Source organism: Lysinibacillus sp. EB106-09-02-XG168 (genome assembly GCF_058791475.1).
On record NZ_JBYTDN010000003.1, the window covers coordinates 2,459,109 to 2,473,503 of the forward strand.

Here is a 14,395-nt window from a genome sequence, read left to right on the forward strand (position 1 = left end):
TAGTTAGACAATCTAATTAAATGATTAAAAAAATTAAACTGCATCAACGAAGCTACAGTTTAACGTTCCACTTCAAGCCTTCTTTGTATAGATTTTAATAATTTATTAACTAGCTTCTCAAAGACTTTTCGTTCATCGGGTTCCAAATCAATCATGTTAGAAGCACAAGACGACCAATAAGTTGGCAAAATCTCAGCAACAAAAGTACGACCTTCATCTGTTAAACTCACGTAAATTTTCCTACGATCTTCTTTACTATGATTCCGTTCGACAAGATTTCTCTTTTCTAACCAATCGATCATCGAAGTTGCCGATGCTCTCGTAATCCCTAATCGTTCAGCTATAGCAGAAGGAGTCGCTCGTCTTTCACCATGTAGTGTAAGTAATATTAGTAAGTCTAATTTACTTTCTGTAATTCCGAAAGGAGCCAGCTCAATATCCATTACATCTAAAACGTAGTCACTTAACCACAACAACATTAATCCTAATTTTGCATCTTCTTGATCCGTATTATCCGAAGAAGTTGTTTGAATCAGCTCAATATACGGCTCTAGGCCTAATACTGGTAAATCATCTTCATTAGTGAACATTTTTTTAAATTTTGTCATTTAATCACCTTTTAATTAGATTATCTAACTATATACCATTCTAACTAAAAATCTAAATTGATGCAAGGGGTATTATTACCATAAATTTCTTCATCTAAAGCAACACAAATTGCATGAATCCAGAAAGGTGCTTTCCTACTTTTCAAATAAACCTCATTTATTGTAGTAATTCTTGCATTTTTTCTGAATGAGGAATTTTTCATAGCATCCAACATTCCATTTTAATTGAACAAACATAATCAGTGACACAAGCCCCACCTAATACATGAATGAATACACCCACTTACAAAACAAAAAAGACACCACTTATAAATAAGTGATGTACTAATTATCCTATAATGTGCGCCATTAAAGATAGTTACTATTTTATAACAAAAACATACATTCACTTACCTTTAATATTTTCAAATTAATTGTTGTCCTTTATTCTTTTTTGTCAAAAACAACAGGTTCATTTTAAAAGGCCTATTCCACACTTTTTAACGATTCAATCATATTGATTTTCGTAACTTTTCTTCTAAGAAGCAAATTAGAGACAATCGTCAGTAAGAATGCCAGCAATACAGAAACAAAAATGATTAAAATAGTTAATTTATCAGGGATTTGCTGATGGGTACTTGATAGAGCCTTTACAATAATTTTATAAACATACCCACTAATCGGTAAAGCCACAATGACCGCAAATGAAGTTAATATAATGTTCTCCAAAAATATTAGTCTGCTTATTTTATTTTTTTGATAGCCTAGTACCTTAAGCGTTGCAAGCTCACGATTCCTTTCATAGATGTTTATGGACGATATCGTATAGATGGCGCCAAAAGAAAGTATGATGGCACTTGTGATGAACATGATAAAAACAAAACTGTTTTGTTTCACAATGTATTGAGCTGATTTTTTCAAATCATTCTTATCTGCAATTGTTTCTACATAACGATCTTGTTCAAAAAAGTCACGAACACTCATAAGGTCGGCGGCACTATTTGCTTGAACTAAAAGCGAGGTTGGATTGTAGTCTATGTTAAAGCCCTTTAAGTACTCTGGTGTACTGTAAAACGATGGATTCGAATACTGTGTGGATATATTTAAAACTTTCATATCTACAGTAGTATTTTTAAGCTCTGGTGCTGTGAACTTTATTTTGATAAAATCCCCTTTTGAAATATGGTATTTATCCGCGTAAGATTTTGGTACAAGTAAACCGTTATTTTCGAAAGGTATGATATTGTCTTTTTCGTCAAAGAAATGAATGAGATTGTTACTTTCTTCAGTAACTATTAAAGTAGCATTTTCTTTTTCATCCTCTTTGATGATTTCAATAGGAAAAGTCGATAAAAAATAACTTTCTTTCATACCAGGAGGTTGTTTTATCATATTAGGAGATGTACCGATCGTATAATCTACTTTTAAATCATAGCTATAAACATCTTCAATTTGATTTGCTACTTTTAGCAAGGATGCTTGAGTACCAAAAGCAGTGATTAGTAAAACCGTGCTAACAACAACACCAATCGAACTCGCTAAAGCCTTCTGTTTATTTAAAAATATATTTCTTAATATAAGTTTATTACTGTAGGAAATAGAACTCCAGAAACCTGGAACTCTTTCTATCAATAGCTTTTTCATCTTCTTTGGCGGTTTTGGACGCATAGCTTGTGCTGCACGTTCTTTTAATATAGCTCTACCGCTTAAGTAACATGCAAGAACTCCAAAAGCACTTGAGAAAATAATCGGAGGAATGATTGAAAATAGAGAGAGTGAGAATTTAATGTCAGGTAGAGAGTAGGCCCTCGCGCATGATGCCGTTACTAAAGGGATGAAAACAAAAGCGGCCATAACACAGCCAATGATTGAGCCTAGTATACTTGCCAACACAGGGTATCCCATATAATGAAGCATAATATTGCTATTTTTCACACCTAAAGCTTTCATAATACCAACTTGAATTCTTTGAGAATCGATTGTCCTCGACATGACTAGAAAAAGGATTACCGCTCCAATCAAAAAGAGTACTAATGGTATAACCTTACTCATTAAGTTATTGTTATTTATCGTTTGATTGATTTTAGAATAATTCAAAGTCCGTTCCTTGTTTACTTGATCTAAATAACTAAGCTGTTTAGATTGTACCTCGAATGATTTGCCTAATTGTTCAATATCATATCCTTCTTTAGCATCTACGATAATTTCATTATAGTAAAAGCCATTTAAGATTTCAGGTAATGTCTCTTCGGCGATATAAGCTACCCCATAAGTTTTATGGTCTTGAATTTCATTCTTTTTTGCATATTCTACATTCTCACCCAAACCACTAATTGTAAAATCAAAATTTCTGTCATTCGCCTTGATTGTGAATTGATCGCCAACACGATAATGATGTTCTTTTGCATAGTGAGAATCTAATAAAATCTCACCCTTGTTTAATGGGATATTCCCTTCGATAATAGTAGGCGTATTTATTTCATTGTTTTCAGGGATCGTATGAATTTTTAATGCAGTTTTGTAATCTTCAAAGGCTTGCGTTCCATCAAAGGTATAACGTCCTTCAATTTTATGGATTCCTTCAATTTTACTCAAACGCGTCACATCATTTTTAGAAAGGTGACTGTAATACACATTTAGTTCGCTTAAATGATGTTTTTGGAAGTAATCCTTCGTATAAGCACTTAGATTAGTGCTATACGTTACTAGTCCCGCATAGAAAAAAGCACCAACTGCGATAATAATCAGTATTGCTATAAATTGCCCTATAGATTGTTTGATGTCCCTCAATAATTTTAAAAACAATTTCATGTTTACCACTCAATCCCTTCAACACTTTGTTTTTCATTATTGATCGTGACGCTTTCAATGTATCCGCTTTTAACTTTAATAATTTTGTCTGCCATAGGAGCAATTGCTGAATTATGTGTGACCAAAACAACGCATTTCTTCGTTTCTCTGTTTAAATCTTGCAAAGTCTTTAATACGGACTTACCAGTTACATAATCCAAAGCACCGGTTGGTTCATCACAAAGTAAAAGCAAGGGATTTTTTGCAACCGCTCTAGCTATAGCCACTCTTTGCTGTTCGCCACCTGAAAGTTGTGAAGGGAAATTTTTGAGACGATTCTCTAATCCGACTTGATGTAAAATCTCCTTTGCATCCAGAGGGTGTTTACATACTTCAGTAGCAAATTCAACATTCTCGAGAGCATTTAAATTCGGAATTAAATTATAGAATTGAAAAACAAAACCAATTTTCTCACCACGATATTCTGTTAACTTTTTTTCATTCAATCTTGTAATTTCTTGATTCCCAACAAATACTTGACCCGAGGTAGCCGTATCCATACCACCAAGAATATTCAAAATCGTACTTTTACCCGCCCCACTTGCACCCAGTATAACGACAAATTCCCCTTCATAAATAGAAAAATCAACACCATCAAGAGCCTTGATTGGGACTTCTCCTATTTTGTATTCTTTCGTTACGTTTAAAAATTCGATAAGCTTTTTCATTTATTTCATCCCCTCAAATCATTTTTGGTCAACGTCAAGTAACTCTAAAATAAACAACGATTGTCGTATATTTTAGAGTTACATTTTTTTCGCTTCATTTTTGTCGATATACGTTATCAAGAAGCCATTGATCCTGGCAAAATAATAGACATTTAAAAGCATTGCAAAAGACCGTTTTTTGTAGCAGTTTCACCCTTATTGAAAAGTATGGTACTCCCTTACTCACAGCCTCAAGATGTTTCCGTTGCGTGTGATGCTGTCATACCTCGGAATAAATTTTACCTAGAATCGACTGCCAGACGGTATATCTTTCTAATAATATATAAGCTGGCGGAATTAAATATATACATGTTTTGGAAAAAATACATTTAAAAAACCACTGATTATTAATGAAGTTTTATTTAACTTCAACACTTAGTTGACATAATAAAATTATAGATAGAAATAGATGTGTTCTTTCTTTAAATCGCCCATAAAAAAACCACCCCATTTGCGATTAGTTACGTCACACGAAGCGGTTACCTTTTCTTCGATATGTATAGCCATCATACACGAAGAAGATTGTTTTATTTTTCCAAAAAAACAGTCAAATCAAATAATAATATGGTATATTTCCTTATTAAATAAGGAGGTACAGGTCCAATGGTAAAAAAGTAAAAATGAAAAAATCTCAAATTATTTACATTTTTTAAAATACACATGTAGATTTTCTCTTTCACACAATGAATATCTAAAGAGAGGAGAAATAACATGTTAAATAAATTAAGTGATACTATTTATTATTTATCCCATCAAGTTGATAGAGAACGACCAACTTTAGGATTGGTATGTGGTGAGCAGTATAGTCTAATTATAGATTCTGGTAATTCTACTCAACATGCTAAAGATTTTTTACTATAAATCAAAAAACTAAATGTACCACCTATCAAATATTTGGTCATTCCCCAGCGGATTTGGATCACATCCTTGGTATGAATGAATTTGATGCAACTGTTATCGTTAATAGTCAAACAAACGAACGATTAAAAGAATGGCAAATTTATAAATTTGAGGATCATTCCCTTCTAGAATATGTGAATACTAATCAGATGAAGACTATGTGTATGAAGATTATTCAAGCAGACATACCAAACCGCGAGAGTTTTAAATTGAACTCTCCGAATGTAATTTTTGAAAATACATTAACCATTGATTTAGGTAATAAAGTTTGCATCTTTGAAAGAATCAAAAGTACTCATACAGACGACTCCACCATTGTTTATATCCCAGATGAAAAGGTTGTTTTTTTAGGTGATGCCGCATATGGTACAACTACAAATTCCCTTTTTCATTTCAAGCAATCATTGTTATTGCCTATGATAAAAGACATTCAAAAATATGATGCTGATATGTTCCTACTTGGTCATGAATCGATTTGTGATTCTGATGAAATGAATATTTATTGGGAAGAGTTAACAACCGTAAGTCGAGCTGTACAATCTACCCCACTAGAAAATGCTACTGAGTGCTTTAAGGTAGAAAATAATAGGGACCCTAATGATAATGAATTATTTTTCATACAAGCGTTTGTGAATGATCGTATAGTTCAATCCAATTAATTCTATAAATTAGTTGCCACTTCATTTAATTGATGACAAGGCTAAAAAATAACTCAGAAGTTCCTCCGAACTCCTGAGTTATTTTTTTATTTAGTTAAGGCCTTCATATCTGCCACTATCGTCTCAACGGGTACATCTGTAGTACCGTCATAATCCTTCACAACTATACCATCAGCATCCACTAAGTAGTAACTTGACATATGTACGACTTGGTCAGAATTCGGATCGTTCTTTACTAATGAATTAAACGATTTCCTTGCAAACTGTTCAATATACTTTTGATCATAGCCAGTTAATAGCTGCCATTTGCTTGCATCAGGCACTGTATACGTTTTCAAATAATTCGTTAAAACTTCTGGCTTATCAACCTCAGGATCAACACTAAAAGCTACAATTTGATAGTCTTCCAGACCTTTATCTTTAAGCGCCTTTTGCACCTCTGTCATGTTATACGTCATTGGTGGACAAATGGTATTACAATTAGTAAAGATGAACATCGCTAACCATGGCTTACCTTTTAAGTCATTTAGGTTTACCTTTTCATTATTTTGATTTGTTACCGAAAAATCCTGTACTTCTATGTTCATTTCTGGTTCAAATTTATAGCTTCCACAAGCAGCAAGTATGGTACTTAATGTTAGTATCAATACGAGTATGACACTTTTCTTTTTCATTATTTGCTCACTTCCCTTCAATTTACCATCGTTTTTTATTGTATAAATTAATGTTACTTAATACAAGATATGAGCTTATCATTTCACTTTTTATATCCATTCAATGCATTTTGTGAAATTTTAGTATAATTAACCTTCTTTATATTCCAGAAAATTCACACTTTTTTTAAATTTTTTTAAAGCTGTTTTTTACTATTTCAGTTATTTCCCAAGAGATCGAAACTTTGTTATATAACAAAGTTTCATTACTTTTCAGGTTCCTCCATATCTAATGATGGAATAATAAACCACTTAAAAATTCTCTTTCACACTTAAATTTTCTACCACATTCAAAATTATCATTATTAAACTATTATAGGAATATTATTCTTATCGACAATACCATTCTCTTTCATGCGGTTTTTTTCTACTAAACCCTTATTATTTCTATGTTATTTCCGTAATTTAGAAATGATTAAAAATTATAAAAACTCAAAATTTAGTATTGCATTATAAGAATCCACCCCATAAAATAAGTGAGTATAACGACGAACATAAAAGAAATATGTCGTCTAAAACAGAAATATATCACTTTAGGGGGAATAATAATGGCAAATCTTTCTGAACACAAAAATATAGAATCAATTGATTATAATGCAATTGAAGCTATGGAATCGTTCAACAATTTCGTAAAAAAGAAGAATACCTTCCTTTTCTCGATCACAGCAATTTTTTTATTACTTTATATTTTATTGCCTATCCTTGCTTTCCAGCCTGTACTACAACAAAAATTTATCGGAAATATTACGGGTGTTTGGATTTATTCAGCTGGATTATTCATTATGACAATTGTTCTTTGTACAGTATATGTAAAAAAAGCAGCTGCATTCGATAAAGCTGCCGCAGCAGTACTAGCTGAGTATCAGGCGAAAGGTGGAAAATAAATGAACTTAGTATCCGTTGGTTTCTTCTTAGCAATCGTTGGTTTAACACTCGTAGTAACATATATCGCAGCGAAGCGGACGTCTTCAGCGTCTGATTTCTATACAGCTGGCGGTGGTCTTAAAGGTTGGCAAAACGGCTTTGCGATTGCTGGTGACTATTTATCAGCTGCGGCATTTCTAGGGGTGTCCGGAGCGATTGCATTAACTGGTTTCGATGGTTTCTTCTTCTCCGTAGGCTATGTAGTAGCAAACTTAGTTCTTCTTTATGTAATTGCAGAACCTATGCGTAACTTAGGTCGATATACTTTAGCGGATATGCTTACTGCCCGCTTTAATGAAAAACGCATTCGTGGCGTTGCCGCGTCAGGAACAATTATTATCGTCATCCTTTATATGATTGCACAATTAGTAGGTGCAGGTGCTCTTATTAAACTATTATTTGGTATTGAGTACTGGATTGCTGTTTTAATCGTAGGTGTCATGATGACTACTTATGTTTTATTCGGTGGAATGACAGCTACTTCTTGGGTGCAAATTATTAAAGCTAGCCTTCTTTTATTCGGGACAGGCGTATTAGCTACATTAGTATTAATTAAGTTCGACTTCTCTCTAATGAAAATGTTTGATACGATTGCCACGGATCATGGTGAGAAATTCCTTGTACCAGGGATTAAATATACAAGTACGATCGATTCTGTTTCAATGATGATGGCACTTGTTTTAGGTACATCTGGGTTACCACATATTTTAATGCGCTTCTTTACAGTGAAAGATGCTAAAACTGCGCGTTCTTCTATTTCATGGACAACTTGGATTACAGCTATTTTCTTCTCACTAACTATTTTCTTAGGCTTTGGTGCATTAAATTTTGTAGGGATCGATAAAATTCTTGCTGAAAGTAAAGCTGGTAACACTGCAGCCCCACTTCTTGCTAATTATTTGGGCGGTGATGTGTTAATGGCATTTATCGGTGCAGTAGCATTCGCAACTATTTTAGCGGTAGTTTCGGGCTTAGTTTTAACAGGAGCTTCTGCCATCTCCCACGATATTTATGGTGAAATCATTAAAGGTGGTAAATTAACAGAAAAGCAACAAGTTGTAGCAGCTCGTACTGGCTCTATTTCTATTGCCATTGTATCTATTATCCTTGCGTTATTTGCGCAAAACTTGAATGTATCATTTTTAGTATCCTTTGCATTTTGTATCGGTGCATCAGCAAACTTACCAGTTATTCTTTACACAATTTACTGGAAAAAATTCAATTCAACGGGCGCATTATCAGCGATGGTAACTGGTTTAGTATCTTGTTTAGTGTTAGGTGCTATGGGACCTAATGTATGGAGTCCTGTCGAAGGTGCAGCCATTTTTGTTGGTAATCCTCTCGTTCCGTTAGCCGTCCCAGCGGTTATTACGATTCCACTTGGCTTTATCGCAGGTTATTTAGGTTCTGTTCTTTCTTCTAGTAAAGTACCGCAGGAAGAAGCAGAACGTATTTACAAAGAAATTCGCGTTAAAGCAAACACTGGTGTATCGGTTTCTGATATCTCTCATTGATCCAATTCAGACATCCAAATTATTGAAAAAATATCTATCAATCATCCTATCTACATTAATAAAAAAACTCGATTTTTTATCGAGTTTTTTTATTTTTTCTTTCAAAATATTTCCCAATTTACTTATCTAGCAATACTATTCACTTTCGAAAAAAATGAGAAAAAAAATGATTTTCACTAATTAAACAGTGTTTATTTTTTTACAAAAAACCATTAATTTTTTTAATTTATTTCCATATTCTTCGCTCAAAAATCTAGAATTGACCTACCTCTGCTTATTTATCAGAATTTTCTAAAACCCTTTTATTTCTTAGCTTTGTCACGTATATTCTCTTTCAAGACTTTTTTTTACGAAAATTATTTTTTCATAATTTTTCTGAAATGTATTGCAATTTTGTGAACTCTCTCATAAAATGAAGATGTGAATTCACTAATCTAGCAAAATCAAGTCTTTAAGCAGTAAAAATAAACACAAAATGGGGAATGTTAATGGGGAACAATAAAGCTAGCAAAAGTGTCGTGATTGACTATGATGCGATTGCAAATCAAGAATCATTTAAAGCGCTTGTTCGAAGGAAGAATTCATTTCTTTGGTTAATGACCGCGATCTTCTTAGCAGCATATATGTTGCTACCAATTCTGACTTCGTACACGAAAATACTACACCAAAAGGCATTTGGGGAAATCACTTGGGTGTGGGTATATTCAGCGGGACTTTTCATCATGACTTGGGCATTATGTCATTTATATGTAGCGAAAGCGAATAGCTTTGATAAAGAAGCAAAGGCAATTATTGCTGAATACGAAAATGGAGGTGGCCGCCGATGAATAACGGGATGAGTTTAACAGCCATATTCTTCTTCGTATCCATTGTTGGTTTAACATTAGTTATTACATGGTGGGCATCAAAACGAACTTCATCTGCAAGTGATTTCTACACTGCAGGCGGAGGGTTAACAGGCTGGCAAAATGGACTAGCCATCGCAGGTGACTACTTATCAGCAGCATCTTTCTTAGGAATCGCCGGTGCAGTTGCATTATTTGGATTTGATGGATTCTTCTTCTCTATCGGTTATTTAGTAGCTTACTTAGTGGTTCTCTACATCGTCGCTGAGCCATTACGTAATCTTGGTAAATTCACATTAGCTGACATGATTACAGCGCGTTTTGATAGCGCTAAAGTTCGTGGTACAGCAGCTTTAAGCACTATTACAATTGTATTATTCTACATGATTGCACAACTAGTTGGTGCAGGAGCACTTATTCAATTACTTTTAGGAATTGATTATTGGATTGCAGTTTTAATCGTTGGTTTTATGATGACGACATACGTATTATTCGGTGGTATGACTGCAACATCTTGGGTACAAATTATTAAAGCTTGTCTTTTAATGTTAGGTACAGTTATTATTTCATTTTTAGTATTAAAAGAGTTCGGCTTTAGCATTGCAACGATGTTCAAAGAAATGGGAACTGCAACTGATAGCGGTGCAGCTTATTTGAATCCAGGTCTTAAATATACAAATGGTATTGATACTATTTCAATGTTAATCGCTTTAGTATTAGGTACAGCTGGTCTTCCTCATATCCTAATGCGCTTCTTTACAGTAAAAGATGCGAAAACAGCTCGTTCATCAGTTATCTGGGCTACTTGGATTGTAGGTATCTTCTACATTCTTACAATCTTCTTAGGCTTCGGTGCAGCTAAATTCGTTGGTAAAGAAGATATAATTGCTGCAAACGCTGCTGGAAACATGGCTGCTCCACTTCTTGCGGAAGCACTTGGTGGCGACATTCTATTCTCATTCGTATGTGCGGTAGCATTTGCAACAATCTTAGCGGTAGTAGCTGGTCTTGTACTTTCTGGCGCATCTGCCCTATCACATGATATTTACGGTCAAATTATTAAAAAGGGCAAAATTACAGAAAAAGAGCAAGTACTGGCAGCTCGTATCGGTTCCATCACAATCGCTGTTATTTCAATCCTTTTAGCACTTGGTGCACAAACATTAAACGTAGCATTCTTAGTATCACTAGCATTCTGTATTGCAGGTTCAGCTAACTTACCTGTAATCATCTATACGATCTACTGGAAACGCTTTAATACAGCTGGTGCTATAACGGCAATGTTAACAGGTCTAATCTCTGCTTTAGCTCTTGTTGCTGTTTCACCAAATATTTGGAATCCAGTAGAAGGAAAAGCAATTTTCGTTGGTGATCCATTAATTATGTTAACGAACCCAGCAATCATCTCTGTTCCACTAGGCTTCCTAGGAGGCTTCATCGGAACAATGCTTTCTAAGGAAACAGATGATAAGAAATATCGTGAAGTGGATGTTAAAGCGAACACAGGTATTTCTGTACAGGACGTTTCTCACTAATAATACGACAACTGCCTCGTAAGTTAACACTTACGAGGTTTTACTTTTTCTTCCTTATTCGGTATTATATTCACAAATAACAGTTGGGGGTAAGAAAACATGACAAACTCAAAAGCAAAAAAGAAACGCATGCATGTAAAGCGCACTAAAGGGAAGGACGTTGAAAAAAATCGTCAAACTTCCTCTTTCAGTACACATGAGCGTGTGACAAAAACGAAAAAAGAAAGCATTGAACAAAATTTTACAAAGCATAAAAAACACAACCACATTGAGGATTGTTAGTGGTTGTGTTTTGCTTGTAATGGGACATTTTGATATTTAGAAGAAATAAGTTTTGGAATAAAGTACAACGGATATAGTAATAGAAAAAGGTTTGGTATCCACCACATAAGATCAAAATCAAGCTTTATTGTCCAAAAAGCAATCGCCTGTAATCCAGAACAACTTGTAAGTGTTAAAGATACTAAAGCTAATGCTCTCCACTTTTCATTTTTTATTTTAAATAAATAGAGACTAATAAAACCAGTAACTGAGATTAGAATATCTAGCGGGAAAAACGACCAATTCCATATAACTAATAATTCATTTTGATAATCCTTATATAAATACTCTTCTGGAATCAAATAAAAAAAAGTGACTAGCCAATACAGTATAAAAAAGAAATCTGTACATAAAAATAGTATTCTTAAAGTTTTACTCATTTACAACCCCCATTTAATTTTCTTCATGAACGTCACCTTTAAGAATACCAAGCATAAGAATGTCCACCATTTCCTGCATAGTATCCTGAAGTGAAATCATATTTCTGCTTTTGGATGCATGATCCATCAATCGATAAAGCCCACCAATATAAACTTCTATAAATATTTCTTTATTAAAGGGACGTATTTGATTTGTGACAATCCCTTCATCAATTAATGAAATAATGCCTGTCCATTGTTCATGAATAAATTGATCAACTGTTTCCCATTGCTTTGGATAATAGCGTTGAAGCTCCTCTAAATACTGGAGCTGAGCAAATGTAAAATCAGCTGGAATTAATACAAGACATTTCTGTAGTTTCTCTAGAAGATTTATCGTTGAATCATGCAGTATTTCATTTTCTTTCAACTTCAATTCATGGATTGCAAGATCAATCATTTCATTGAGTAATTCTTCCTTCGAGGGATAGTAACTATACAATGTTTTCGTACTCATACCTAGTTGCTTTGCTAAATCCCCCATCGTAAATCGGAATCCTTTTCGTTCAGCTTCATTTATTGATACTTTTAAAATTCTATCTTTCAACATGATCACCTTCTTTCAGGAAAACAAAGAAAAAAATTAATTTTCCATGTTTTCCTTTTAATGATAGAGCCAAATGAAAATAATGTCAATGTTACACAATTAAAGTTAAATAACCCCAAAGTACATACCCCCGTCCTGTTTTGGATGGGGGTAAAATAATGTTTTATTTAACAATCGCTCCCGTTTTAGTTCTGGAATTTTAATGTGAAATTACTTTTTGTATCTGTTCATTAATATTTACCTTAGTTAATCCGCCGTGATAACAAACCACAGATTCAATGTCGAGGTCTAGGTATTTCTTCAAAGAGAGTCGAGCCTCTTTTAAATCCAGTACGGTTGGTACATGAATTCCCCCGATTTCTCCGTCTACACTGTACATTGAATCCCCGGCAATCAGTGTTTTAGTCTGATTCAAATATAAACTGATATGGCCAGGAGTATGCCCTGGAGTATGAATGACACGAATCCCTCCACAATACGACAGTTCTTGACCGTCAATCAAGGTATCGTTTACTTTCCCCTTCGGTGGATTTTCTATGTGCCCGTCTTTCAGAAGAGGTAAATCCCCCTGTATATAAGGCTTATCTAGTTCGTGAGCATAAACTTTAATATTCCTTCCACACTCCTGTAATATCTCAGGAAGACTTCCTATATGATCTATATCCTGATGCGTCAAAATGATAACTTTTAGTTTGTCGAACGACACGCCTACCTTTTCCATTGCCACGCGTAAATCTTTAATTTGTCCAGGGAACCCAGTGTCAATTAAAACAGCCATTTCTTGATCCCATAATAGAGTGGGATAAATAATATTTCCGTGAAATTCAAGTTGAATCATCTCTACTCCCTTAGAAATTTCCATAATTTACACTCCTTTATAATTAGATTAATTACGAAGTATCACTAATAGCAAGTTAATTTTTAATATTCTGAAGAACAGTCCCCTTCCCCCAAAACAACTTCCGTAATGTTTCGAAATTAACTAAAACCGTTCCTACAATAATCGTCAAAGTTCCTATACCTGTTAGCCAAGAAATATATTCATGATAGAAGATAACACCTAGCATAACAGCAATTAATGGAGAGATATACAGCCATGTAGAAGGAAAAACAGGATTTGTCCGTGAGACTAGCCAATAATAAATGCTATGGCCAATCATTGAACCAAAAATAGTTAAATAAAGAAGAGAGCCAATTGAAGCTGGGCTTAAAAGGTAATCAAACTGAATATTCTCGATAAAAAATGATAAAAAGATTAATAAAATCCCACCATGCATCATTTGTGCCGCATTTAAAGCAATCGGTGAGGTCGTTTCAAATTTTCGGATGACATGCTTCGAATAAATCGTTCCAGATGCGTAAAAAACTTCACCTAAAATTATGGCGAAACAACCAACCATCCAAAAGGGACTAATCTCAATTGAAAAACTAGGTAAGATCAATAGCATGACACCAATGACTCCGACGCCACAACCTATGAATGATTTCCAGTTTCCCTTTTGCTTCATTATGAATGTCTGAATAACGATGATCATCATTGGCCCTGTAGCAGATAAAACAGCTGCAATCCCTGATGTCACATACTGTTCTGCCCAGTATAATGAGGCGAACGTCCCAAAGGTTAAACCTATTCCTGTAAAAAACATCTCTTTCCGAAAAAATAACCCTATTGTCGTTTTTTCTCTCCAAACCATAAAACTAAATAGCAGCAAACCAGCAATGAAAAAACGAAGTCCTGCTGATAAAAATGGAGGCATACCTGCATCAACACCAATTTTAATCGCTAAAAATGTCGTTCCAAAAATCAAACACATGAGAAAATAATTAACAATTACCATATAACACTCCTCCTCTTTTTCTATCATAAAAGAAGG

At 34.1% G+C, this 14,395-nt stretch carries 15 protein-coding genes; 7 read left to right on the plus strand and 8 right to left on the minus strand.

The genetic code is table 11. The features are described 5' to 3' along the window. Positions 1 to 59: 59 nt before the first annotated feature. The 3 genes from AC3WSO_RS12900 to AC3WSO_RS12910 form a co-directional block, all read right to left on the minus strand. Complete coding sequence (locus AC3WSO_RS12900; protein ID WP_492531283.1) at positions 60 to 608, minus strand: MarR family winged helix-turn-helix transcriptional regulator; 549 nt, start codon at positions 606 to 608, stop codon at positions 60 to 62. 465 nt (positions 609 to 1,073) lie between these two features. After that, a complete protein-coding gene (locus tag AC3WSO_RS12905; protein ID WP_492531285.1) occupies positions 1,074 to 3,398 on the minus strand; it encodes an ABC transporter permease in 2,325 nt (774 codons plus the stop codon). Between the two features lie 2 nt (positions 3,399 to 3,400). Beyond that, positions 3,401 to 4,105, minus strand: a complete 705-nt coding sequence (locus AC3WSO_RS12910) for an ABC transporter ATP-binding protein (protein ID WP_492531286.1) — start codon at positions 4,103 to 4,105, stop codon at positions 3,401 to 3,403. A 750-nt stretch (positions 4,106 to 4,855) separates the two neighbouring features. Here AC3WSO_RS12910 and AC3WSO_RS12915 point away from each other — a divergent pair. Together AC3WSO_RS12915 and AC3WSO_RS12920 are read left to right on the plus strand one after the other, a co-directional pair. Further along, positions 4,856 to 5,005: a hypothetical protein gene (locus AC3WSO_RS12915; RefSeq protein ID WP_492531288.1), complete on the plus strand. Its 150-nt coding sequence runs from the start codon at positions 4,856 to 4,858 to the stop codon at positions 5,003 to 5,005. Between the two features lie 71 nt (positions 5,006 to 5,076). After that, positions 5,077 to 5,703, plus strand: a complete 627-nt coding sequence (locus tag AC3WSO_RS12920) for an MBL fold metallo-hydrolase (protein ID WP_492531290.1) — start codon at positions 5,077 to 5,079, stop codon at positions 5,701 to 5,703. A gap of 86 nt (positions 5,704 to 5,789) precedes the next feature. On the opposite strand, the gene AC3WSO_RS12925 is transcribed toward AC3WSO_RS12920, so the two are convergent. After that, entirely contained in the window at positions 5,790 to 6,377 is a 588-nt protein-coding gene (locus AC3WSO_RS12925) for an SCO family protein (protein WP_492531291.1), read from the minus strand. Between the two features lie 587 nt (positions 6,378 to 6,964). Between AC3WSO_RS12925 and AC3WSO_RS12930 the strand changes: the two genes are divergently transcribed. From AC3WSO_RS12930 to brfA, 5 genes are all read left to right on the plus strand, one after another. Beyond that, positions 6,965 to 7,300 (plus strand): DUF485 domain-containing protein, encoded by a 336-nt coding sequence (locus AC3WSO_RS12930; RefSeq protein ID WP_492531292.1) that lies wholly within the window; start codon positions 6,965 to 6,967, stop codon positions 7,298 to 7,300. Then, complete coding sequence (locus AC3WSO_RS12935; protein WP_492531294.1) at positions 7,301 to 8,854, plus strand: solute symporter family protein; 1,554 nt, start codon at positions 7,301 to 7,303, stop codon at positions 8,852 to 8,854. Between the two features lie 488 nt (positions 8,855 to 9,342). Beyond that, on the plus strand, positions 9,343 to 9,681 hold the full coding sequence (locus AC3WSO_RS12940; RefSeq protein ID WP_197140930.1) for a DUF485 domain-containing protein: 339 nt from the start codon (positions 9,343 to 9,345) through the stop codon (positions 9,679 to 9,681). A gap of 8 nt (positions 9,682 to 9,689) precedes the next feature. Beyond that, positions 9,690 to 11,234: a solute symporter family protein gene (locus AC3WSO_RS12945; RefSeq protein ID WP_349658299.1), complete on the plus strand. Its 1,545-nt coding sequence runs from the start codon at positions 9,690 to 9,692 to the stop codon at positions 11,232 to 11,234. A 99-nt stretch (positions 11,235 to 11,333) separates the two neighbouring features. Then, positions 11,334 to 11,516, plus strand: a complete 183-nt coding sequence (gene brfA, locus AC3WSO_RS12950) for a ribosome rescue factor BrfA (protein ID WP_492531296.1) — start codon at positions 11,334 to 11,336, stop codon at positions 11,514 to 11,516. On the opposite strand, the gene AC3WSO_RS12955 is transcribed toward brfA, so the two are convergent. From AC3WSO_RS12955 to AC3WSO_RS12970, 4 genes are all read right to left on the minus strand, one after another. After that, a complete protein-coding gene (locus AC3WSO_RS12955; protein WP_492531297.1) occupies positions 11,513 to 11,935 on the minus strand; it encodes a DUF5360 family protein in 423 nt (140 codons plus the stop codon). The genes brfA and AC3WSO_RS12955 overlap by 4 nt on opposite strands. 13 nt (positions 11,936 to 11,948) lie before the next feature. Continuing rightward, entirely contained in the window at positions 11,949 to 12,524 is a 576-nt protein-coding gene (locus tag AC3WSO_RS12960; protein WP_492531299.1) for a TetR/AcrR family transcriptional regulator, read from the minus strand. Between the two features lie 196 nt (positions 12,525 to 12,720). Then, the gene (locus AC3WSO_RS12965) at positions 12,721 to 13,383 is read right to left on the minus strand and encodes an MBL fold metallo-hydrolase (RefSeq protein WP_492531300.1); all 663 of its coding nucleotides are present in this window, start codon (positions 13,381 to 13,383) and stop codon (positions 12,721 to 12,723) included. A 52-nt stretch (positions 13,384 to 13,435) separates the two neighbouring features. Continuing rightward, positions 13,436 to 14,359 carry a DMT family transporter gene (locus AC3WSO_RS12970; RefSeq protein ID WP_492531302.1) on the minus strand — a complete coding sequence of 308 codons (924 nt, stop codon included), beginning with the start codon at positions 14,357 to 14,359 and terminating at the stop codon, positions 13,436 to 13,438. Positions 14,360 to 14,395: the final 36 nt, after the last annotated feature.